A 22,896-nucleotide genomic window follows, 5' to 3' on the forward strand; every position below is an offset into this window, starting at 1 on the left:
AAGGTCTCTTTTCTTCGTCTGCCGGCAGCCCGGCATCAGATGCTGAACATCATGGCGGTGAGGAGGAAGTCCAGCGCCAGCACTGCCAGCGAGGCCATCACCACGGTGCGCGTGGTCGCGCGGGACACCCCTTCGGGCGTGGGCTTGGCGGAATAGCCCTGCAGCAACGCCACGAAGGTGACGGTGATGCCAAAGACAACGCTCTTGGCAACACCGTTGCCGACGTCCTTCCAGACATCCACCCCGCCCTGCATCTGGCTCCAGAAGGCGCCGGGGTCGATGCCGATCAGCACCACGCCGACCACCCAGCCGCCGATCACGCCGACCGCACTGAACACCGCGGCCAGCAGCGGCATGGTGATCACGCCGGCCCAGAAGCGCGGCGCCAGGATGCGGCGCACGGGGTCCACCGCCATCATCTCCATGGCGCTGAGCTGCTCGCCCGCGCGCATGAGCCCGATCTCGGCCGTGAGCGAGGTGCCCGCCCGGCCGGCGAACAGCAGCGCCGTGACCACGGGCCCGAGCTCGCGCACCAGCGACAGCGCCACCAGCATGCCCAGCGCCTCGGACGAGCCGTAGCGCTGCAGCGTGTAGTAGCCCTGCAGGCCGAGCACGAAGCCCACGAACAGGCCCGAGACGGCGATGATGGCCAGCGAATAGTTGCCCAGGAAGTGCACCTGGTCGCGCACCAGCGAAGGCCGCAGAAAAGTGGCCCCGAACAGGCGCACCAGGCGCACGAACAGGTGGGCCGCCGCGCCTATGTCCGCGAGCTGGCTGCGCACGGCCAGGCCCACGTCGGAAGGTTTGTACCAGCTCACAGGCCTATCCCCCCGGCAGGGCCGAAATCCTGCTCTGCCGTAGGCCCCGGGTAATGGAAGGGCACGGGCCCGGTGGGCAGCGCGTGCACGAACTGGTGCACCAAGGGGTCTTTGCTGGCGCGCACCTCGTCGGGCGTGCCCTGCGCGGCGACCACGCCCTCACCCAGGATGATCACGTGGTCGGCCAGGCGGAAAGTTTCCTCCAGATCGTGCGAGACCACGATGCTGGTGAGCCCCATGGCGTCGTTGAGCTGGCGGATGAGCTGGGCGGCCGTGCCCAGGGAAATCGGGTCGAGCCCGGCGAAAGGCTCGTCGTACATGACCAGTTCGGGGTCGAGCGCAATGGCCCGGGCCAGCGCCACGCGCCGCGCCATGCCGCCCGAGATCTGGCTGGGCATGAGGTCGCGCGCACCGCGCAGGCCGACGGCATTGAGCTTCATGAGCACCACGTCGCGGACCAGTTCCTCCGGCAGGTCGGTGTGCTCGCGCAGCGGAAACGCCACGTTCTCGAACACATCAAGGTCGGTGAACAGGGCGCCGAACTGGAACAGCATGCCCATGCGCCGGCGCGCCTTGTACAGGGCGGTCGCATCCATGCGCCCGACGTTCTGGCCGTCGAACAGCACCTCACCCTGCTGGGCCTGCTGCTGCCCGCCGATGAGGCGCAGCACCGTGGTCTTGCCCCCGCCCGAGGCCCCCATGAGCGCCGTGACCTTGCCGCGCGGCACGGTCAGCGACACATCGCGCAGGATGGCGCGGTCACCATAGGAGAAGGTGACGTTGCGCAGTTCGGCAAAGGGCGAAGGCTCGGGCATCAATGAGGAACAGAGGGGCAGGTATCAGAAAACGGTTGTCCACACGCAAGGCAAGCCATGCGCGCAAGACAGCTGCGATGGTAGCCGAATCAACAAACATACATACATGTATGTTTGCATTTTTCCCATACGGCGTTGCAGGCGGTGTCCGGTATGCCAGTGTCTGGTATTCCCGGAGGGACATTGCTTCCAATTGTGCCTACATCCGGCGTCGCGCGTGCGCAACGGTTTTTTCCCGGTGTCTCCTCCTGCACGCGCCATGAAAAACGGCGCCGCTCGGGCGCCGCTCTCAGCCATTGGCCTGCCAGCAATCAGCGCGGCAGGTCCGAGTAGCCCATGAGGAACTCGTCGACCGAGCGCGCAGCCTGGCGGCCTTCGCGGATCGCCCAGACCACCAGGGACTGGCCACGGCGGATGTCGCCGGCAGCAAACACCTTGGGGGCGCTGGTGGCATAGCCGCCATCGAACTCGGTGGTGGCACGGGCGTTGCCGCGGGCATCCTTCTCGACGCCGAAGGCTTCGAGCACGGCGGCGACGGGGCTCACGAAGCCCATGGCCAGCAGCACCAGGTCGGCCTTGAGGATCTTCTCGGAGCCCGGGACTTCAACCATCTTGCCGTCCTTCCACTCCACGCGCACGGTCTTGAGGCCGGTGACCTTGCCCTTCTCGCCAATGAACTCCTTGGTGGAGATGGCGAACTCGCGCTCGCAGCCCTCTTCGTGGCTGGAGCTGGTGCGCAGCTTGATCGGCCAGTAGGGCCAGGTCATGGGGCGGTTTTCGACTTCGGGAGGCTGGGGCATCAGCTCGAACTGGGTGACGCTGACCGCGCCGTGGCGGTTGCTGGTGCCCACGCAGTCGCTGCCGGTGTCGCCGCCACCGATGACGATGACGTGCTTGCCGTCGGCGCGCAGCTGGTTCTTGAGCTTGTCGCCGGCGTTGACCTTGTTCTGCTGGGGCAGGAACTCCATGGCGAAGTGGATGCCATCGAGGTCGCGGCCGGGCACCGGCAGGTCGCGGCTCTGCTCGGCACCGCCGGTGAGCAGCACGGCGTCGAACTCGGCCTGCAACTGCTCGGGGGTGATGGTCTCCTTGGCCCAGTTGGTGACCTTGGAGCCCTTGCCCAGGCCGTCCTTGGCCGCGCCGACGAAGACGCTGGTGCGGATGGTGACGCCTTCGGCCTTGAGCTGCTCGGCACGGCGGTCGATGTGCGACTTCTCCATCTTGAAGTCGGGGATGCCGTAGCGCAGCAGGCCACCGATGCGGTCGTTCTTCTCGAACAGGGTCACCTCGTGGCCGACGCGCGCCAGCTGCTGGGCCGCAGCCATGCCGGCCGGGCCGGCACCGATCACGGCGACCTTCTTGCCGGTCTTGTGCTTGGACGGCAGGGGCTTGACCCAGCCCTCTTCCCAGGCGCGGTCGATGATCGCGTGCTCGATGGACTTGATGCCCACGGCGTCATCGTTCACGTTGAGCACGCAGGCCGCCTCGCAGGGCGCGGGGCAGATGCGGCCGGTGAATTCGGGGAAGTTGTTCGTGCTGTGCAGCACGGCAATGGCGCTCTTCCAGTCGGCCTGGTAGACCAGGTCGTTGAAGTCCGGAATGATGTTGTTCACCGGGCAACCGCTGTTGCAGAACGGCGTGCCGCAGTCCATGCAGCGCGCGCCCTGTACCTTGGCCTGGGACTCATCGAGCCCGATGACGAATTCCTTGTAGTGCTTCAGGCGCTCGCCGACGGGCTTGTAGCCCTCTTCGATGCGCTCGTACTCCATGAAGCCGGTGGTCTTTCCCATGATTGCGTGTCCTTGTCTATGAATGCTGTGCGGGTGTTCGGTGGGGCCGCGCCTTACTTGGCGGGCACGGCCACGTTCTTGGAGGCCGGTGCCACCGCGGGGGTGGCAGGCTCCTCGAGCACCTTGCGTTCATAAATCTCGGCCAGCGCGCGCTTGTACTCGGTCGGGAAGACCTTGACGAACTTGCTGCGCGATGCCGCCCAGTTGTCGAGCAGTTCGCGCGCGCGCTTGCTGCCCGTCCAGCGGTTGTGGTCTTCCAGCAGCTTCTTGAGCTGGGCTTCGTCGGTCTGGCCGCCATGCCAGATGGCGCGTGGCACCGTGGCTTCCTGCTCGGACGACGGAAGGATGCGCTCGAGCGTGACCATGGACATGTTGCAGCGCGTGTCGAACTGCCCGTCCTCGTCGTAGACGTAGGCCACGCCGCCGCTCATGCCGGCAGCGAAGTTGCGGCCGGTCTTGCCCAGCACCATCACGGTGCCGCCGGTCATGTATTCGCAGCCATGGTCGCCCGTGCCTTCGACGACGGCCGTGGCACCCGACAGGCGCACGGCGAAGCGTTCGCCGGCCACGCCACTGAAGAAGGCTTCGCCCGTGGTGGCGCCGTACATCACCGTGTTGCCGACGATGGTGTTGCGCACCGAGTCGCCACGGAAGTCGATGCTGGGGCGCACGATGACGCGCCCGCCCGACAGGCCCTTGCCGGTGTAGTCGTTGGCGTCGCCGATCAGGTACAGCGTGATGCCGCGCGTGAGGAAGGCGCCGAAGGACTGGCCGCCCGTGCCTTCGAGCTGGATACGGATGCTGTCATCCGGCAGGCCCTCGGGATGGGCACGCGTGACCGCACCCGAGAGCATGGCGCCCACGGAGCGGTTGACGTTGCGCGCCACCTCGATGAACTGCACGCGCTCGCCCTTGTCGATGGCAGGGCGGCTGCGCTCGATGAGCTTGCGGTCCAGCGTGTGCTCGATGTTGTGGTCCTGCACGTCCACATGGAAGCGTGGCACGTCGGCGGGCACGTTGGGCTGGGCGAACAGGCGGCCGAAATCGAGGCCACGGGCCTTCCAGTGGGCGATGCCGGAACGCGTGTCGAGCAGGTCGGAGCGACCGATCAGGTCGTCGAACTTGCGGATGCCCAGTTGGGCCATGATCTGGCGCACTTCTTCGGCGATGAAGAAGAAGTAGTTGACCACGTGCTCGGGCTTGCCCGAGAACTTGGCGCGCAGCGCAGGATCCTGCGTGGCCACACCCACCGGGCAGGTGTTCAGGTGGCACTTGCGCATCATGATGCAGCCTTCGACGACCAGCGGCGCCGTGGCGAAGCCGAATTCGTCGGCACCCAGCAGCGCGCCGATGGCGACGTCGCGGCCGGTCTTCATCTGGCCGTCGGCCTGCACGCGCACGCGGCCGCGCAGGCGGTTGAGCACCAGGGTCTGCTGGGTTTCGGCCAGGCCGATCTCCCAGGGACCGCCCGCGTGCTTGATCGACGACCAGGGCGATGCGCCCGTACCGCCGTCATGGCCGGCGATCACGATGTGATCGCTCTTGCACTTGGTGACGCCCGCGGCAATGGTGCCCACGCCGACTTCGGACACCAGCTTGGTGCTGATGCTGGCATGCGGCGCCACGTTCTTCAGGTCGTGGATCAGCTGGGCCAGGTCTTCGATGGAGTAGATGTCATGGTGCGGCGGGGGCGAGATCAGGCCCACGCCGGGCACGCTGTGGCGCAGCTTGCCGATGTAGTTGGAGACCTTGCCACCAGGCAGCTGACCGCCTTCGCCGGGCTTGGCGCCCTGCGCCATCTTGATCTGGATCTGGTCGGCCGAGGACAGGTACTCGGCCGTGACGCCGAAGCGGCCCGAGGCCACCTGCTTGATGCGGCTGCGCAGGGAGTCGCCGTCCTGCAAGGGCAGGTCGACCTCGACGTTCTCGGCGCCGATCACGCTCTTGAGCGAATCGCCCTGCTTGATCGGGATGCCCTTGAGTTCGTTGCGGTAGCGCGCAGCGTCCTCACCGCCCTCGCCGGTGTTGCTCTTGCCGCCGATGCGGTTCATGGCCACGGCCAGCGTGGCATGGGCTTCGGTGGAGATGGAGCCCAGCGACATGGCGCCGGTGGCGAAGCGCTTGACGATCTCTTTGGCGGGCTCGACCTCGTCCACGGGGATGGCCTTGGCAGGATCGATCTTGAACTCGAACAGGCCGCGCAGCGTCATGTGGCGCTTGCTCTGGTCGTTGATGATCTGCGCGTATTCCTTGTACGTGTTCCAGTTGTTGGCACGCGTGGAATGCTGCAGCTTGGCGATCGCGTCGGGGCTCCACATGTGCTCTTCGCCACGGGCGCGCCAGGCGTATTCGCCGCCGGCGTCGAGCATGGTTTCGAGCACGGGGTCATCGCCGAAGGCGGCCTTGTGCATGCGGATGGCTTCCTCGGCGATCTCGAACACGCCGATGCCTTCCACGCGGCTGGCGGTGCCGGTGAAGTACTTGCCCACGGTGTCGGTGTTCAGGCCGATGGCCTCGAACAGCTGTGCACCGCAGTAGCTCATGTAGGTGCTCACGCCCATCTTGGACATGATCTTCGACAGGCCCTTGCCGATGGCCTTGACGTAGTTGTAGATGGCCTTGTCCGGCGAAAGGTCGCCGGGCATGTCCTTGTGCATCTCGGTCAGGGTTTCCATCGCGAGGTAGGGGTGCACGGCTTCGGCGCCGTAGCCGCCCAGCACGGCGAAGTGGTGCACTTCGCGCGCGGTGCCGGTCTCGACCACCAGGCCGGCCGTGGTGCGCAGGCCCGCGCCCACCAGGTGCTGGTGGATGGCCGACAGGGCCAGCAATGCGGGGATGGCCACCTGCGTGGCGCTCACGGCGCGGTCGCTGACGATCAGGATGTTGGCGCCGCCCTTGATGGCGTCGACCGCCTGTGCGCACAGCGAGGCGAGCTTGGCTTCCACGCCCTCACGGCCCCAGTCCAGCGGGTAGGTGATGTCGATGGTGGCGCTCTTGAACTTGCCTTGCGTGTACTTCTCGATGTCGCGCAGCTTGGCCATGTCGGCGAAGTCGAGCACGGGCTGGCTCACTTCGAGCCGCATCGGCGGGTTGACCTGGTTGATGTCCAGCAGGTTCGGCTTGGGGCCGATGAAGCTGTTGAGCGACATCACGATGGCCTCGCGGATCGGGTCGATCGGCGGGTTGGTCACCTGGGCGAACAGCTGCTTGAAGTAGTTGAACAGCGGCTTGTTCTTGCCCGAGAGCACGGCCAGCGGGCTGTCGTTGCCCATGGAGCCGATGCCCTCCTCGCCGTTCTTGGCCATGGGGGCCATCAGAAACTTGATGTCTTCCTGCGTGTAGCCGAAGGCCTGCTGGCGGTCGAGCAATGGCAGTGTGGCAGCCTGGGCCACGGGCGCGTCCGCGGCAGCGTCGATGCTGTCGAGCTTGATGCGCAGGTTCTCGATCCACTGCTTGTAGGGCTTGGTGTTGACGACGTTGGCCTTGAGCTCCTCGTCGTCGATCATGCGGCCCTGTTCCAGGTCGATGAGGAACATCTTGCCGGGCTGCAGGCGCCACTTGCGCACGATCTTGTTCTCGGGGATGGGCAGCACGCCCGATTCCGAGGCCATGACGACCAGATCATCGTCGGTGATGCAGTAGCGCGAAGGGCGCAGGCCGTTGCGGTCCAGCGTGGCGCCGATCTGGCGGCCATCGGTGAAGACGATGGAGGCCGGGCCGTCCCAGGGCTCCATCATCGCGGCATGGTATTCATAGAAGGCGCGGCGGCGCTCGTCCATGGTGGTGTGCTGCTCCCAGGGCTCGGGGATCATCATCATCACGGCCTGGCTGATGGGGTACCCGGCCATGGTCAGCAGCTCGAGGCAGTTGTCGAACGTGGCGGTGTCGGACTGGTCGGCGAAGCTGATGGGATAGAGCTTGTGCAGGTCGGCCGCAAGCACGGGCGAAGCCATCACGCCCTCGCGCGCCTTCATCCAGTTGTAGTTGCCCTTGACGGTGTTGATTTCACCGTTGTGCGCCACGTAGCGGTAGGGGTGGGCCAAGGGCCACTCGGGGAAGGTGTTGGTCGAGAAACGCTGGTGCACCAGGCCGATGGCCGAGACGCAGCGCTCGTCCTGCAGGTCCATGTAGTAGGTGCCCACCTGGTCGGCCAGCAGCAGGCCCTTGTAGACCACGGTGCGGCTGGACATGCTGGGAACGTAGTATTCCTTGCTGTGCTTGAGCTTGAGGTTCTGGATGGCGGCGCTGGCCGTCTTGCGGATCACGTAGAGCTTGCGTTCCAGCGCGTCCTGCACGATCACGTCGTTGCCGCGACCGATGAAGACTTGGCGCAGGATGGGCTCCTTCTTGCGCACGGTGGGCGACATTGGCATGTCGACGTTCACCGGCACATCGCGCCAGCCGAGCAGCACCTGGCCTTCGGCCTTGATGGCGCGCTCCATCTCCTGCTCGCAAGCCAGGCGGGAGGCGTGCTCCTTGGGCAGGAAGATCATGCCCACGCCGTATTCACCGGCGGCAGGCAGCGTGACGCCCAGCTTGGCCATTTCTTCGCGGTACAGCGCGTCGGGGATCTGGATCAGGATGCCCGCACCGTCGCCCATGAGCTTGTCGGCACCCACGGCACCACGGTGGTCGATGTTCTCCAGGATCTTCAAGGCCTGCGTCACGATGTCGTGGCGCTTGACGCCCTTGATGTGGGCGACGAAACCGAGGCCGCAGGCGTCGTGTTCGTTGGACGATGAATACAAACCGTGTTGTTGGAGATGCTGTATCTCGGCAGCCGTGGTCATGGCGCACTCCTCATGAATTTTCGCAGGGAGTGCAAGATTAGTGCATTGCAACATGCAAGGCAAGCATATTAATTGGGGTCAGATTCTATTTAAATTAACCAACTGAAAAAGTCGGATTTAATTAGGGACATATCAAAGTGGGTGAAATGGGGCGTCCACAGTGCCGTCGCCCTCCGCTCTTCCTCAGACTTCTTCTTCGGAAGCTGCAGACACAGGGGGCCGGCCCGGCTTGGCCTTGGTCACCCTGCGGGGTGTGAGTTTCTGCAGCCCGGCCACGAAATCGGGCTCACCCAGGGCCCAGCCACTCAGCGCGGATTGCGTGAGGGCCTGGAGCTGTTTCTCCCCCAAGCCCGATTGCACGAGCGCAGCATAGGCTGCCTCGCGTGCAAAGGGGGTGTTGCCCAACGCCCAGTAAAGCCCGTGGGTGGTGAGCAGCCTGTCGGTGCGCAGACCGAGCCAATGGCCATGGCTGGACCAGGGGTAGTCGGCCGGTCGCTGGGCGATGCCGGCGCGCACGGGGTTGAGGTCGATGTAGACCATGCAGGCCAGCAGGTAGCGCTCGGCATCGATCACGGTGGAGCGGTAGCGCCCCTCCCACAGAGTGCCTGTGCGGCCATGGCGCTGGTTGAAGTAGCGCACGTAGCTGCGGCCTATGGACTGCATCATCTGCGGCAGGCCGTCGTCGGTGGACGGGGTGGCCAGCAGATGAAAATGGTTGTCCATGAGCACATAGGCATGCAGGGCCACCTGGAACTTGCGGGCGTTTTCATCCAGCAGTGCGAGCATGGCCTCGAAATCGGCCCGGTCCAGGAAGATCGCCTGGCGGTTGTTGCCGCGCTGGATCACATGGTGGGGGAAGCCGGGCAGTGTGAGTCGAGGCAGGCGGGCCATGGCGAAGGCAGGTGATCAGATGGGGTGGGAGGGGCATGATATACCTGTCCCCATTTTCATTCGATACGCTGCCCGCCACCCACGGGCACCCGCCAAGGGATCTAAGGCACCGCAGTTTCGGCGCTGCTGTCGGCCTCTGCCCCGAGCACCGCCACGGGCTGCAGGCCGAAGCGCGCCGCCATCGCCTGCTCCAACCCCATCTCGCGCAGGATGGCCCGCAGGCGCTCGGCGGCGCTGCGCTTCTTCTGGCCTGTGTAGCGCGCGATGATGAGCTCGTTCTTCATGCTGTGCTCCCAGCCAACAAGCTCGGTCACCGTGACCTGGTAGCCGCTGGCTTCCAGGTACAGGCAGCGCAGTACGTTGGTGACCTGGCTGCCCAGCTCGCGTGTGTGCAGGGGGTGGCGCCACAACTCGGCCAGTGGCGTGCGCGACAGTTGCAATGCCTTGCCCTGGCGCAGGCAGGCAGCCATCTCGGCCTGACAGCAGGGCACCAGGACCATGGCCCGGGCCCGCTTTTGCAGGCCGAAGGCAATGGCGTCGTCAGTGGCGGTATCGCAGGCGTGCAGCGCGGTGACGAGGTCGATCTGCACGGGCAGTTCGGCGGCATCGGCGGATTCGGCCACCGACAGGTTCAGGAAGGACATGCGCCCGAAGCCAAGCCGCTGGGCCAGTGCCCGCGACTTGTCCACCAACTCGCTGCGCGTCTCGATGCCATAGATATGGCCACGCGAGAGCGCCTTGAAATACAGGTCGTAGAGGATGAAGCCCAGGTAGGACTTGCCTGCCCCATGGTCGGCCAGACTGGGGCTGTGCCCGTCGGCCGACAGCTCTGCGAGCAGGGGTTCGATGAAGTTGAACAGGTGGTACACCTGCTTGAGCTTGCGCCGCGAATCCTGGTTGAGCCGGCCATCGCGCGTGAGGATGTGCAGCTCCTGCAGCAGCTCGAGCGACTGGCCAGGGCGCAGCTCGGACAGCACAGGATCCACTGGCGAGCCAGAAGCGCCCTTGCCCGTGGGCTTGGCGCCCTGCTTGTTGCGGGGCGCGTTCATGCCTTACCTCCGGTCGCGGTGGTCGACACATCCGGCACTGCTGCTACAGCAGTCGCGGCAGCACAACTGGGGCCGACGTGCAATGCCTCCCACCCCGGCAGACCGAGCTGCTCGAGCACCTCGATGTTGCGCTCGTAAATGGTTTCCGCCTCGGGGAAAACTTCCACGGCACGGTCGATGCTCTCTTCGCGCAGCAGGTGCAGTGTGGGGTAGGGGGAGCGGTTGGTGCAGTTGGTCACGTCGTCAGCGCGCGTGCCGGCAAACTGGAATTGCGGGTGGAAGCTGGCGATCTGCAGCACACCGTCCAGCTCGAGCTCTTCGAGCAGGTCCTCCGCCTCGCCCAGAAAGTCGTTGAAGTCCAGGAAGTCCGCCAGCAGCGGCGTCGGCACAACCAGCAGGGTGGTGTCGCGCACGGCAGCCGCCAGACCCGCCAGGGCCAGGAGCTCCCCACGCAGATCGGCCAGCAGTTGCTGCGCATCCTGCGCCTGGCTCACGGCATAGTGGATCTGCCCCTTGGCATGGACCCCCTTGGCAAACGGGCACAGGTTCAGGCCGATGACGGCGCGTTCCAGCCACTGGACCGTGTCCCGGATGGCAGGTTGCAAGGCAAGGGACGGAGGGGCTTCGGTCGATGGCGAGGCCGCGAAAGAGGGGGAGTTCATGCAAAGGCGCTGGGCGCGTGGGGTGGCCTGCCATTTTAGCGGGCGGGCCCCAACCCGGTCTTTGGCGGTGCCTTGCAGCCGAAAGCCAGCGGCGGTCGCCGTTGTTCCTCAGTCAAGCAGGCGCTGGCCCGTCAGACGTTCGTGCTCGCGCGCGGCGAAGCGGTCGGTCATGCCCGCGATGAAATCGGCAATCGCACGCGCCTTGACCGTGCTGTCTCCAGCACTGGCTTGCTGCGCAAAGGCAGGTTTCATCTCCTGTGGTGCCTGCAGGTAGGCGGCAAACAGATCCCGCACGATCTGCTGCGCTCGCCCGGTGGTTTCCATGACCTGGGAATGGCGGTACAGGTTCTTGAACAGGAAGCGTTTGAGCACCAAGGACTGCTCCCGCATGGCATCGCTGAACATTACCAGGGGCTCGGAGCGCCGCACCGCATCGGCGCTGCCCGGTGCCACCCGAGCCAGCGCCGCCGAGGTGGCATCGATCACATCGTACACCTGGGCACTGAGCATGAGTCGGATGGCTTCGAACAGCAGGCGGCGGTGCATGGCGGTCTCGCCCAGATGGGGATGCGCTGCCTGGGCCGCGTGGCGGTACTGGTCGAACAGGGGGACCTCGCCCAGTTGGGCCAGGGTGATGAGACCGGAGCGCACCCCGTCATCGATATCGTGGGCGTTGTAGGCAATCTCGTCGGCCAGGTTGCACAGCTGGGCCTCCAGGCTGGGCTGCTCGCGGCGCAGAAAGCGCGCGCCCACGCCGCCGGGTTCGGCCTCTTCGAGCTGCTGCGCGTGGGCGCGCGAGCAATGCTTGAGGATGCCTTCGCGTGTCTCGAAAGTCAGGTTGAGGCCGTCATACTGGGGGTATCGCTCCTCCAACTGGTCCACGACCCGCAGGCTCTGCAGGTTGTGCTCAAAACCGCCATGGTCGGCCATGCAGCCGTGCAACGCGTCCTGCCCCGCATGGCCAAAAGGCGTGTGGCCCAGGTCGTGGGCCAGCGAAATGGCTTCGACCAGGTCTTCATCGATGCGCAGCGAGCGCGCGATCGACCGCCCCAGTTGCGCGACTTCGAGCGAATGGGTCAGGCGTGTGCGGAACAGGTCGCCTTCGTGGTTGAGGAAGACCTGGGTCTTGTAGACCAGCCGGCGGAACGCCGTGGAGTGCACGATGCGATCACGGTCGCGCTGGTATTCCGAGCGGGTCGGTGCCGGCACTTCGGGGTGGCGCCGCCCCCTGCTGGATGCAGGGTGGCTGGCGTAGACGGCAAGGTCGGATCTAGGGTTCAACAACAGGCTCGCAGTGCTCGTTCGTCAACAGGAGGGCCTCATTGTGGCCGCGAACGGTGACCAGCGCCTGGCAAGGCTGAGACGATCGACAGGCACAGCCTGTCTGCCAGCCATCCCATCTCATCCCACGAACCCGCCCGCCCTGCATGCGCTAAGCGCAGCAGGCATCGATCACTTCGCGCACCAATGCATCGGGCGCCGCACGGACGATGGCCTTGCCAGGGCCGTCGATCAGCACGAAGCGGATCTCGCCCGCCTCGGACTTCTTGTCGATGCGCATGAGCTCCAGGTAGCGGCCGGCATTGTCGGCTGCATCGATGACGGGCCCTTTTGTGGGCAGCCCCGCGCATTCGATCAAGGACATCAGGCGCCGCACGAAAGCATCGTCCACCAAGCCCAGACGGCGCGACAACTCGGCGGCCATCACCATCCCTGCCCCCACGCCTTCGCCATGCAGCCACACGCCGTAGCCCATGCCTGCTTCGATGGCATGGCCAAAGGTATGGCCGAAATTCAGGATGGCCCGCAGACCGCCTTCGCGCTCGTCCTGGCTCACCACCCAGGCCTTGATCTCACAGCTGCGCCGCACGGCATGGGCCAGCGCCCTCCGGTCACGGGCACGCAATGCGTCGACGGAGGATTCCAGCCAGTGCATGAACTCCATGTCGGCAATGGGGCCGTACTTGAGCACTTCCGCGAGCCCGGCGCTCATCTCGCGCGCACTCAGGGTGTCGAGCGTGGCCAGGTCGCAAACCACCAGCCGGGGCTGGTAGAACGCGCCGACCATGTTCTTGCCCAGCGGGTGGTTGATGGCCGTCTTGCCTCCCACCGAGGAATCCACCTGGGCCAGCAAGGTCGTGGGAATTTGCACGAAGGGAACGCCGCGCATGTAGGTCGCGGCGGCAAAGCCGGTCATGTCGCCGATCACGCCACCACCCAGCGCGAACAGCACGGCCTTGCGGTCGCAGCCATTTGTCAGCAGGGCGTCGAAGATCAACTGCAATGTTTCCCAGCCTTTGAATTCCTCGCCGTCGGGCAAGGTCACCCTGTGCACGACCGGGTAGCGTTTGCGCAGCGCTTCGATCACAGCAGCCCCGTACAGCGGGCCCACGGTGTTGTTGGTGACCACCAGCGCCGATGTGCCGCCTGGTAGATCCAGGCCTTCGGCGAGATGGCCCAGAAGGCCAGCGCCGATCTCGATGCCGTAACTGCGGTCACCCAGATCGATAGGCACCCTGTGCGACGCCGTAACGGCGGAGAAGGCGGATAGCGAGACTGGGGCCGGATCAACTGCTGTTTCAGACATAGGCCGCTAGTTTACGCAGAATGCCCGCGCGACCGCCAGGAGAGGACCGGCGCAAGCCCCGAAAAAAAACCCCGTGGGTCCAGGACCCACGGGGTTTTTTTGCTCTTTGGCCTGAGCAATCGGCAGATGCAAAACCCCGCATCCAATCGACTGCCCCGGAGGCTCACATCATGGGCAAGCCGCCGTGTTGGCACCGATCTGCACAGACACCTGCTGGGTCACTGTCGCAGTGCCACGGGTCGCCGTTACCAGGAATCGGGCGTTGCAGGAGGCGGTAGGGGTGCCGCTGATCACACCGCTGTTGCCCGTGCTACCACCCCGCAGACCTGCCGGCAGTGGGGTAGGAGCATAGGTCCACGTCACCGGTTGGGTCGAATTGCCACCCGAGACAGACAGGCTGTACAGGTAGGCCTCTCCCACGTTCGCGGTGGGCAGCGAGCAGGTGGTCGTGCCATTGCTCACGCAACCATTCACGGAAAGGGGATTGGGTACCACCGGACCATCGAACTCAGCCACGGTAAAGTTCACGTTGGTCGATATCTTCGCACCCACAGCATCCACCACCGTGAGGACAGCGTTGTAAGCAGCGGCTGGACCCGAGGGCACACCGGTCACAATGCCGTCAGCCGTAATGGCCAGGCCGCCCGGCAAATTGATGGCAGACCACGTGTAAGGCGCAATCCCACCCTGAGCAGAAAACACCGCAGCGTAAGGAATACCAACGGTCAGGGTGCCGGTGGTCAAGGTACCAAAGGCCAGAGGCGCTGTCGCAAAGTTGTTGGCAACAGGCACTGCGTGAAGGGATGTCACAGGATCCTGGATGCCATTGGTCACGTCATTGTCAAAACGGTCGGTAACGTACTCCAGCACGATGGCACCAGTATTGGGCCCGCTGCTCAGCGAGAACAAGCCTACACCACCAATGGTGCGCACTTGCAACACGCTACCCGACTGGTTGCCTTGCAGCAAGCGTGCACCCACTGCGGCCGCCCCCATTGGTCGGATGCTGACCTGCAGATTAGGAGCAGAAGGAGCCGGGATAGGCTGGTTGGCATCGTCCATGATGAATGCCTGGATGCCAAGGTTGTTACGGAAGATCACTTGGCCACTTACTGGCGGCTGAGTGATGGCATCCCGCGAGAGCAGACCAAACGGGGCCTCAGCCTTTCCGACGACGCTAGCAACCTTGCCTGTTGCCGCACCCACGAGAATATCCACACTGGCGCTATATTGTTTTCCATCCCGGGGGTCGGTCACAGAACACACCACACGGGCAGTGCCAGCCTGGTTGCCTGCGTTGAAGTGGAAGGAGGCACCACCAGAATTGGCATCCAGCGTAATGGAACGATATGCCAATGGAGTTCCATCATCAGCTTCATGCTCATCATCTCCATCGAGATAATAAAGCGCACCAGAATCCAAGCCTTGCACGATAGCGCAGCCGAAGATTTCGGATCCACCCGGGATCGGATTGGAGCCCACCCGTGCATCCACATACAATGTTGTGGTATATGGCGCGAATGCGCCCAGGCTTGCAGGCTGGTTTGCGATATTGATCGGTAGCTGAGACTTCGCAGTACTCAGCGTAATGCGGTACTGCTGTGCCGATTCACCGCCACTGCCTCCACCGCCGCCGCATGCAGCCAACATCGCAGCGGACGCGAGGAGCAAACTATTCCATAATTTTTTCATTGTCTTTCCCATTTCAAAAAACTCAACGGAACGCCGAACGATCGGTAATAACCTTAGGTGTAATAAAAATCAGCATTTCTTGCTTGTTTGCCGATTTTGTGCGGGTTTTGAACAAATTCCCGACACCAGGTATATCCCCAAGCAATGGCACTTTGGTTTCCGAATTATCTTCAAACAATTCAAATATGCCACCGATTACAACCGTTCCACCATTCTCCACCAATACTTGCGTCTTGATGTGTTTGGTATTGATTGCACGCACATTGTTCAGAACTTCGCCAGGGCTATCCTTGTTGACATCCAAGTCAAGAATGATATTTCCTTCAGGAGTGATCTGAGGAAGCACTTCCAGCTTGAGAACAGCCTTCTTGAACGCAATGACCGTGCCGCCATTTGGAGCCGTTACGGGATAAGGAAATTCCGTACCTTGCTCAATGGACGCCTTTGTTTGATCGGCCGTTACAACCCTAGGACTGGAAACGATCTTACCTTTGCCATCGGCCTCCAAGGCAGATATTTCAAGATTCAAGAATCTGTTAGCCGCCGAGTTGAAGATGGAAATTGCAAAACTCGATGGATCGTAGCCACCAATGGCTGTCGCCGGCATATTTACAAAATTACCATTGGTATTAATGGTCCCGCCGGCCGATGTGGATGCCACCACATTGCCATAGCTGGTCCCAAAACCAATTCTGTTACCACTCCCTCCCAGAGAATATCCTCCATCACCACCGCGCGAAGCGCGCAGGTCTGTGGCCCCGAGTCGGACACCAAGGGAGCGTCCAAATGTATCGGATGCCTCCACGATCCGCGCTTCAATCATGACCTGACGAACCGCAACATCCAGAGTGGAAAGAAGTTGACGCACTTCCTCCAGCTTGCTTGCAGTATCCGTTACAAACAGTTGATTGGTACGAGGCTCTGCAATCGCGCTACCTCGCTCACTCAAAAATCGATTCGTTGTACCGCTACCACCACCACCTGCACTGGTTGACAGTTGGGTCACCATGTCCACAGCCTTGGCGTAATTCATTTGAAAGGCCTGGGTCCGCAAAGGCTCCAGCTTCTGAATCGCCATTGCCGCTTCAAAATCCTTCTTGGTTCTGTCGTCGATCTCGTCTTTAGGCGCAATCCAAAGGACAGAGCCATTCTTGCGCATCCCAAGACCCTTTGCATCCATGATGATCTGCAGTGCCTGATCCCATGGAACGTCCTTCAGACGAAGAGTCAACGCCCCCGTAACCGTGTCAGAAGTGACAATGTTGAAATTAGTGAAGTCGGCAATCACTTGAAGCAATGAGCGCACTTCAATGTTCTGGAAATTCAGCGACAGCTTTTCGCCACTGTAGCCAGGTCCCTGTGTCAGCTTGGTGAGATCGACCTTCTTCTGGCGAACCTCCACCACGAACTGGTTATCACTCTGGTAGGCGCTGTGCTCCCACTCCCCGACGGGCTCAATCACCATTCGAACACGTTCGCCCTGCTGGGTGGTCGAGATAATTTGTACCGGCGTTCCGAAGTCTGCGACATCCAAACGGCGACGCAACCCTTCGGAAAGGGAGGATTTCAAGAAATCAACCGTCAATCCCTTGCCCACTGGCCGCAAATCAACGCCAACTTGGTTATTGGCCAAGGTGACAATGACGCGCCCCGATCCGTCAGCTCCACGGCGAAAGTCAACATCCTTGAGGGCAACGACATCAGCATTCGAGCTTTGAGCAAAGGTTGCAGGCTGGGGATTCTGAGCAGCCACCGCGGAAACGGATGGATCCAGATACACCAATACCGATTTGCCTTGAAGCTCTGTGCGGTACGAGGATGCCTGCTTCAGATTGAGAACCACCCTGGACCGTCCCGCGGACTGGACAAGATTGGCAGAGCGGATATTCCCCTGGTTGATCTGTACCGTTGACTTCCCCAGAGAACTGGTTGTCTCCGGAAAGTCAAGTGCAATCCTGGCCGGCGACTGAACCACGAAACCAGTTGGCAAGTTAACCACTGGTTCCGAGAAATCAATCCGGACAATCTCGACTCCGCCTTGCATGGCACCAGAGATATTTTCAATGGAGCCCTGCGCCCATGCCAGCGAAGACGCTGCAACCGACGTCGCAAGAAGTACACCCCGATTGAAAAATCGCATCATTCCGAAACTGTTCTGCTTCATTTTTTTACCCCTTCTTGCAACTCAAGCGACGTCGTGCGTTCAATCCAATCGCCCGTCGCGTCCTGCACGATCTCACGCAGTTGGATGGCTGTTTCATTGATGGATGTGATACGTCCATAGCTCTGCCCAAGGTACTGACCTACCACGACTTGGTAAAGCAGCTTGTCAGCCGTGACCAAAGCCGCGGGCTGCCCCTTCTTCTGCAGGCTTCCTACCATCTTGATGGTGTCCAACGGATACGCTTCCAAAGGCTCTTTGCGGCGTGCCATTTCTGGCGCGATCAGAGCGGCATTGGAAGCGAGTTGCGCGGAATCCCTGCGCAAAGCCTGAGTCAGCTTCAAAGGATTGAATGGCTCCAGCTGCGCGTCCACCGCATAGGCCTCAGGCTTGAATTGCTTAGGCTCTGAAATAGGAGTCACGCGTGGCTTGGCCTGCGCACGCTCTTCACTGATCCACTGCCGCACCTCGTCCTCGCCAGAGGCCACACAACCGCTCAGCAGCGTAATACAGGTAAGCAACAAAATGCTTTTTTGAGCTCTCATTTTGCAGCCCCCTTCGCTGCAGTTTTGCGCTGCGCTTGGATTTCCTCAGTGTCTAGATACCGGAAAGTCCTCGCTGTGGCGTCCATCGTGAGAACCCCATTGGCTATATCACGCTCTTTGTCCTTGCCTTGCGGCGCAGCAATCGCCACATCGTTCAACGTAACGATACGCGACAAGTGTGCGATATCCGAGGCAAATGCCCCCATGTCGTGATAACGCCCCGTCACCCGGACTGCAATGGGCAATTCAGCATAGTACTCGCGCACCACAACCTGGCCCGGCCGGAAGAGCTCGAACTGCAGGCTTCGCCCCAGGCCGGACTGGTTGATATCTGAAAGAAGCGCTGCCATTTCCGCTTTGCTCGGCAGCTGCTTTTCTAGCTGAATGACGTATTGCTGAACCTGCTCGCGCTGTTTCTTCAAGGCATCCAGGCTCACCGCCTTTTGGAGCTTCTTTTTATAGTCTTCGCGCAGCGACAACTCCGTTGCCTTTTCCGTCTGCAGCTCCGCCTCATAATCCGTCAGTTTGACAAACCAGAGTGCAGCCGCTACCGCAATCGCGATGAACAGGCACAGGATATACCGAGGAAGCGGAGGCCACAAAGAAGGATCTTTGGTATCCAGGTTGGTGAACTGGCGCTGCAGGCTCGCAAACTGCTCAGATACGTTGACTTTTTGGACTTTGTTTTTTGCCATGGTCATCAGCCTTTAGCAGAGCTTGCCGCTGTTTCCATCGACTTGCGCGCTTCGCTGGATTTCACCAATTGGAAGCGAAGGTTGAACGTCGCTACGCGCCGGGTGTCCCGTGGTGATAGCGCCACGTTGCTTGCCACGATCTCCACCAGTTCAGGCTTGGACAACCATGGCGTGTTGTTGGACAGGTTGCGCAGCATCTCCGAAATACGCTCATTGGATTGCGCAACCCCCTTGATTTCGATCGACTGGTTGGTCTGCTTCAGATTGGTCACATACACGCCGTCAGGCAGCTGCTTGACCAACTCCGTCAACAAGTGAACAGGCAGGTTGCGATCAGCCTGCAGATCCTCCACGGCCTTCTGACGCGCACGCAGTGCAGCAATTTCCTCTTCGATATTCGCAATTTCCTTGATCTGACCTTCAAGCATTTGAATTTCAGTCTTGAGGACCCCATTCTTGGCTTGCTGGTCTGCAATCAATGTTTGCAACACCCAATAGATGAGGCCGGCAACCAGCAGGCCGACAATGGCAGAGGCCACCATCGTCGCCTGAAATCCTTCGCGGCGGCGTTTTCTGGCGGCTTCCCGGTGGGGAAGTAAGTTAATCAAGATCACTGCAGAAACCTCCGCATGGCAAGGCCGCACGATGTCAGGTAGGAAGGCGCTTCGCGCACCATCTTCTTGAGCCGCACCGAGTTGCCAATTTCCATGCCGTCAAAGGGATTGGCCAGGCTGCAGGCAAAGCCTGTCTGCTGGGTGACTGCTTCCGTCAACCCTGGCAGCGGGGCCGAACCGCCCGCCAAGACGATGTGATCGATGCGGTTGTGGGGCGTGCTGGTAAAGAAGAATTGCAGCGCCCGTCCGATTTCCTGGGCCATGTTGTCCACAAAAGGACGCAGCACCGCCGCCTGGTAATCCTCGGGCAGATCGCCACTGCGCTTCTTGTTCTCGGCCTCTTCCACCGAGAAACCATACTGCCGAACAATCAGCTGGGTCAGTTGCGCGCCACCAAATGCCTGGTCGCGGTCATAGACCACTTCCTCATTTCGGATGACCTGCATACTGGTGGTCACGGCGCCCACCTCGAACAATGCCACCAGGGCATCTACACCCTTGTTGGGCAATGCCTCGATCAAACGGCCTGCGGCGAGGCGCGAGGCATTGGACTCAATATCTACCACCACCGGCTTCAGACCGGCAGCTTCTGCGAGGCCCTGGCGGTCCTGCACCTTTTCCTTGCGGGATGCGGCAATCAACACTTCCACATCACCCGGGGAACTCTTGCTGGGGCCTATGACACAAAAGTCCAGGCTCACCTCGTCCAGAGAGAAAGGAATGTACTGATTTGCTTCAGACTCGACCTGGACTTCGAGCTCCTGCTCGGTCATGCCGCCGGGCAACGTGATCTTTTTGGTGATCACCGCAGAAGGCGGCAAAGCCAGCGCCACATTTTTGGTGCGGGTGCCGCTTTTCTTGACGAGGCGACGCAGGGCTTCCGCCACTTCGTCGAACTTTTCGATATTGCCATCGGTGATCCAGCCGCGTTCCAGCGGCTCGATGGCGCAGCGCTCAAGGACCAGGCCTCCCGCCTTGTCCCGCCCCAACTCGACCAACTTGACGCTGGATGAGCTGATGTCGATACCCAGCAGAGGCGCAGCCTGGCGACTGAACAAAGATCCCGTTGAGATCAAGATTGGTCCCCTGTAACTTGTCAAAATGACGCAACAAAACTTAACACTTCACATGAATGCTATCAGTAAGGTAGTTCACCGGCAAAGAATTTTCCCCATCTGAACCGTTCAGAGCGTTGCCAAAACCACACGATCGGTTGGGCAGACTCGGCGCAATTGCAAGACCGTAAAGCGGCCGCCGAGACCGTTGGTCGGAGCCTTGGAGCCGTTTCCACTGAAAGAGGCCCGAGATTTTTATAATGGCGTCTCCACCAATCGGAGCGATATGCCGCCGCCCTCTTCTCCACAGCAAAAGCCAACCGACTCTTCGACGACCGCTTCCGCGCCTTCCCGCCCCACCTGGCTTCGCTGGCTGCTTCGCTTCGTACTCTGGACCACGGGCCTTGCGGTTGCGGGTGCGCTTGGCCTGCTGCTGACCATTGCCGTGGCACTGGCGGTGGCCTATCCCAACCTGCCGGACATCTCGGATCTGGCGGACTACCGCCCCAAGCTGCCTCTGCGGGTCTATTCCTCCGAGGGAGCACTGTTGGGTGAATTCGGTGAAGAGCGGCGCAACCTCACCCCGATCCAGGAGATCCCCAAGGTCATGAAGGACGCCGTGCTGGCCATCGAGGACTCGCGCTTCTTCCAGCATGGCGGTGTGGACTACAAGGGCGTGGTCCGCGCCGGCCTGGCCAATCTCGGCCGCGTCAAAAGCCAGGGGGCTTCCACTATCACAATGCAGGTGGCGCGCAATGTTTATCTCTCCTCGGAGAAAACATTTACTCGCAAAATTTACGAAATATTACTGACATTCAAACTGGAACATATGCTGACCAAGGACCAGATCCTTGAGATTTACATGAACCAGATTTACCTGGGAAACCGTGCCTACGGATTTTCTGCGGCTGCAGAGGCTTACTTTGGCAAGCCTCTCAAATCCATTTCGATTGCCGAGGCGGCGATGCTGGCCGGCCTGCCCAAGGCGCCTTCTGCCTACAACCCCATCAGCAACCCCAAGCGGGCCCGCTCGCGCCAGCTCTACATCATCGAGCGCATGGAAGAGAACGGCTTCATCACCGCTCAGGAAGCCGCCGCCGCCAAGAAGGAAGACCTCAAGATCCGCAGCGGCCCGGACAACACGCGCATCCATGCCGAATACGTGGCCGAGATGGCGCGCCAGCTCATCTTCACGCAGTATGGCAACGAGGCCTACACCCGCGGCCTGAACGTGTACACCACCCTGAACGCAGGGGAGCAGGAGGCGGCCTACACCGCACTGCGCCGCGGCATCATGGACTATGAGCGCCGCCAGCAGTATCGCGGCCCCGAAAAGTTCGTGGTGCTGCCCACGGCCGCCCAGGAAGTCGAAGACGCCGTCGACGATGCTCTGGCCAACCACCCCGACAACGGCGACGTGATGGCGGCCGTAGTGCTTGAAGCCGGCCCCCGCAAGATCGTTGCCGCCCGTGCCAATGGCGACAACCTCGAGATCTCGGGCGATGGCCTCAAGCCCGCGCAGTCCGGCCTGAGCGACAAGGCACCGCCCAACATCAAGATCCGCCGTGGCGCCGTGATCCGCGTGGTCAAGACCCCCAAGGGCGCCTGGGAGATCACCCAGCTGCCCGAGGTCGAAGGCGCCTTCGTGGCCCTCGACCCGCGCAACGGCTCCATCCGCGCCCTGGTCGGTGGTTTCGACTTCGACAAAAACAAGTTCAACCACGCGGCGCAGGCCTGGCGCCAGCCGGGCTCCAGTTTCAAGCCGTTCATCTATTCGGCGGCCCTGGAGAAGGGGTTCACACCCGCCACGGTGGTCAACGACGCTCCGCTGTTCTTCGATGCCGGCACCACCGGCGGCCAACCCTGGGAGCCCAAGAACTACGACGGCAAGTACGACGGCCCCATGACGCTGCGCACAGGCCTGGCGAAGTCCAAGAACATGATCTCCATCCGCATCTTGCAGGCCGTCGGCCCCAAGACTGCGCAGGAATGGGTGTCGCGCTTCGGCTTCGATGCGGAAAAACACCCTGCCTACCTGACCATGGCGCTGGGAGCGGGCTCGGTCACCCCGCTGCAGATGGCCTCGGCCTACGCAGTGTTCGCCAATGGCGGGTACCGCGTGAACCCCTGGCTGATCGCCAAGGTCACCGACCACAAGGGCCGCGTGATCTCCGAAGTCACGCCGCCCGCAGTGTCCGAGCTCCCGCGCGCCATCGACGCGCGCAATGCCTTCGTGATGAACAGCCTGCTGCAGGAAGTCACCCGCTCCGGCACCGCCGCACGCGCCCAGGGCACACTGAAGCGTTCGGACATCGGTGGCAAGACCGGCACCACCAATGATTCGGTGGATGCCTGGTTCGCGGGCTACCAGTCGACCATCGCTGCGGTGACCTGGATCGGCTACGACACGCCGCGCAACCTGGGCAGCCGCGAAACCGGTGGCGGCCTGAGCCTGCCGGTGTGGATCAGCTTCATGGAGCGCGCGCTCAAGGGCGTCCCCGTGACCGAGCCGGTCGTTCCTCCCGGCGTGGTCAATGTGGGCGGAGAATGGTTCTACGAGGAATATGCACGCAACGCAGGCATTGCCAGCGTCGGGCTGGAGGAACAGCAGCGCACCACCGGCGGTCCCGATGTGGCACCGCATGCGCCACCGCCCACGGAAGAGCGCAACCGAATCCTCGATCTGTTCCGCAACTGATAGCCAGCGTCTGAAGCAAGGGCCGCCGTGTGCG

At 62.2% G+C, this 22,896-nt stretch carries 16 protein-coding genes; 1 reads left to right on the forward strand and 15 read right to left on the reverse strand.

Annotated elements, in window-relative coordinates; genetic code table 11:
* Positions 1–35 precede the first annotated feature (35 nt).
* From mlaE to AC07PF_RS01135, 15 genes are all read right to left on the reverse strand, one after another.
* The gene (gene mlaE, locus AC07PF_RS01065) at positions 36–818 is read right to left on the reverse strand and encodes a lipid asymmetry maintenance ABC transporter permease subunit MlaE (protein ID WP_007855767.1); all 783 of its coding nucleotides are present in this window, start codon (positions 816–818) and stop codon (positions 36–38) included.
* A complete protein-coding gene (locus AC07PF_RS01070; protein ID WP_145694531.1) occupies positions 815–1,633 on the reverse strand; it encodes an ABC transporter ATP-binding protein in 819 nt (272 codons plus the stop codon). Before AC07PF_RS01070 ends, mlaE begins: the two co-directional genes overlap by 4 nt.
* Before the next feature lie 311 nt (positions 1,634–1,944).
* Positions 1,945–3,423 carry a glutamate synthase subunit beta gene (locus AC07PF_RS01075; RefSeq protein ID WP_145694533.1) on the reverse strand — a complete coding sequence of 493 codons (1,479 nt, stop codon included), beginning with the start codon at positions 3,421–3,423 and terminating at the stop codon, positions 1,945–1,947.
* Positions 3,424–3,476: 53 nt separating this feature from the next.
* Complete coding sequence (locus tag AC07PF_RS01080; RefSeq protein WP_494610563.1) at positions 3,477–8,213, reverse strand: glutamate synthase-related protein; 4,737 nt, start codon at positions 8,211–8,213, stop codon at positions 3,477–3,479.
* A gap of 183 nt (positions 8,214–8,396) precedes the next feature.
* Positions 8,397–9,104 (reverse strand): REP-associated tyrosine transposase, encoded by a 708-nt coding sequence (locus AC07PF_RS01085; protein ID WP_494610564.1) that lies wholly within the window; start codon positions 9,102–9,104, stop codon positions 8,397–8,399.
* A 101-nt stretch (positions 9,105–9,205) separates the two neighbouring features.
* Entirely contained in the window at positions 9,206–10,153 is a 948-nt protein-coding gene (locus tag AC07PF_RS01090; protein ID WP_494610565.1) for a class I SAM-dependent methyltransferase, read from the reverse strand.
* Positions 10,150–10,815, reverse strand: a complete 666-nt coding sequence (locus tag AC07PF_RS01095) for a DUF1415 domain-containing protein (RefSeq protein WP_494610566.1) — start codon at positions 10,813–10,815, stop codon at positions 10,150–10,152. Before AC07PF_RS01095 ends, AC07PF_RS01090 begins: the two co-directional genes overlap by 4 nt.
* Before the next feature lie 108 nt (positions 10,816–10,923).
* Positions 10,924–12,096, reverse strand: coding sequence for a deoxyguanosinetriphosphate triphosphohydrolase (locus AC07PF_RS01100; RefSeq protein ID WP_494610567.1), 1,173 nt, complete (start codon positions 12,094–12,096; stop codon positions 10,924–10,926).
* A gap of 151 nt (positions 12,097–12,247) precedes the next feature.
* Positions 12,248–13,402 carry a 3-dehydroquinate synthase gene (aroB, locus tag AC07PF_RS01105; RefSeq protein WP_494610568.1) on the reverse strand — a complete coding sequence of 385 codons (1,155 nt, stop codon included), beginning with the start codon at positions 13,400–13,402 and terminating at the stop codon, positions 12,248–12,250.
* Between the two features lie 168 nt (positions 13,403–13,570).
* Positions 13,571–15,094: an Ig domain-containing protein gene (locus tag AC07PF_RS01110; protein WP_494610569.1), complete on the reverse strand. Its 1,524-nt coding sequence runs from the start codon at positions 15,092–15,094 to the stop codon at positions 13,571–13,573.
* A 22-nt stretch (positions 15,095–15,116) separates the two neighbouring features.
* Complete coding sequence (locus AC07PF_RS01115; protein WP_494610570.1) at positions 15,117–17,258, reverse strand: type IV pilus secretin PilQ; 2,142 nt, start codon at positions 17,256–17,258, stop codon at positions 15,117–15,119.
* Positions 17,255–17,800, reverse strand: coding sequence for a pilus assembly protein PilP (locus AC07PF_RS01120; RefSeq protein WP_494610571.1), 546 nt, complete (start codon positions 17,798–17,800; stop codon positions 17,255–17,257). Before AC07PF_RS01120 ends, AC07PF_RS01115 begins: the two co-directional genes overlap by 4 nt.
* Positions 17,797–18,495 (reverse strand): type IV pilus inner membrane component PilO, encoded by a 699-nt coding sequence (locus AC07PF_RS01125; protein WP_494610572.1) that lies wholly within the window; start codon positions 18,493–18,495, stop codon positions 17,797–17,799. The genes AC07PF_RS01120 and AC07PF_RS01125 overlap by 4 nt, the downstream gene beginning before the upstream one ends.
* Positions 18,496–18,500: 5 nt before the next feature.
* Positions 18,501–19,109, reverse strand: coding sequence for a PilN domain-containing protein (locus AC07PF_RS01130; protein ID WP_494610573.1), 609 nt, complete (start codon positions 19,107–19,109; stop codon positions 18,501–18,503).
* Positions 19,106–20,185, reverse strand: a complete 1,080-nt coding sequence (locus AC07PF_RS01135; protein WP_007855788.1) for a pilus assembly protein PilM — start codon at positions 20,183–20,185, stop codon at positions 19,106–19,108. Before AC07PF_RS01135 ends, AC07PF_RS01130 begins: the two co-directional genes overlap by 4 nt.
* 265 nt (positions 20,186–20,450) lie before the next feature.
* On the opposite strand from AC07PF_RS01135, the gene AC07PF_RS01140 reads away from it, so the two are divergent.
* On the forward strand, positions 20,451–22,862 hold the full coding sequence (locus AC07PF_RS01140) for a penicillin-binding protein 1A (RefSeq protein ID WP_494610574.1): 2,412 nt from the start codon (positions 20,451–20,453) through the stop codon (positions 22,860–22,862).
* Positions 22,863–22,896: the final 34 nt, after the last annotated feature.

The organism is Acidovorax sp. GW821-FHT10A04, assembly GCF_059415825.1.

What these genes read in the sequence shown, in the direction of transcription:
- aroB (WP_494610568.1), bottom strand. Translation starts at nt 13,402, where the DNA reads ATGTCTGAAACAGCAGTTGATCCGGCCCCAGTCTCGCTATCCGCCTTC.
- AC07PF_RS01120 (WP_494610571.1), bottom strand. Translation starts at nt 17,800, where the DNA reads ATGAGAGCTCAAAAAAGCATTTTGTTGCTTACCTGTATTACGCTGCTG.
- AC07PF_RS01075 (WP_145694533.1), bottom strand. Translation starts at nt 3,423, where the DNA reads ATGGGAAAGACCACCGGCTTCATGGAGTACGAGCGCATCGAAGAGGGC.
- AC07PF_RS01080 (WP_494610563.1), bottom strand. Translation starts at nt 8,213, where the DNA reads ATGACCACGGCTGCCGAGATACAGCATCTCCAACAACACGGTTTGTAT.
- AC07PF_RS01070 (WP_145694531.1), bottom strand. Translation starts at nt 1,633, where the DNA reads ATGCCCGAGCCTTCGCCCTTTGCCGAACTGCGCAACGTCACCTTCTCC.
- AC07PF_RS01110 (WP_494610569.1), bottom strand. Translation starts at nt 15,094, where the DNA reads ATGAAAAAATTATGGAATAGTTTGCTCCTCGCGTCCGCTGCGATGTTG.
- AC07PF_RS01090 (WP_494610565.1), bottom strand. Translation starts at nt 10,153, where the DNA reads ATGAACGCGCCCCGCAACAAGCAGGGCGCCAAGCCCACGGGCAAGGGC.
- AC07PF_RS01140 (WP_494610574.1), top strand. Translation starts at nt 20,451, where the DNA reads ATGCCGCCGCCCTCTTCTCCACAGCAAAAGCCAACCGACTCTTCGACG.
- AC07PF_RS01115 (WP_494610570.1), bottom strand. Translation starts at nt 17,258, where the DNA reads ATGAAGCAGAACAGTTTCGGAATGATGCGATTTTTCAATCGGGGTGTA.
- AC07PF_RS01085 (WP_494610564.1), bottom strand. Translation starts at nt 9,104, where the DNA reads ATGGCCCGCCTGCCTCGACTCACACTGCCCGGCTTCCCCCACCATGTG.
- AC07PF_RS01095 (WP_494610566.1), bottom strand. Translation starts at nt 10,815, where the DNA reads ATGAACTCCCCCTCTTTCGCGGCCTCGCCATCGACCGAAGCCCCTCCG.
- AC07PF_RS01125 (WP_494610572.1), bottom strand. Translation starts at nt 18,495, where the DNA reads ATGGCAAAAAACAAAGTCCAAAAAGTCAACGTATCTGAGCAGTTTGCG.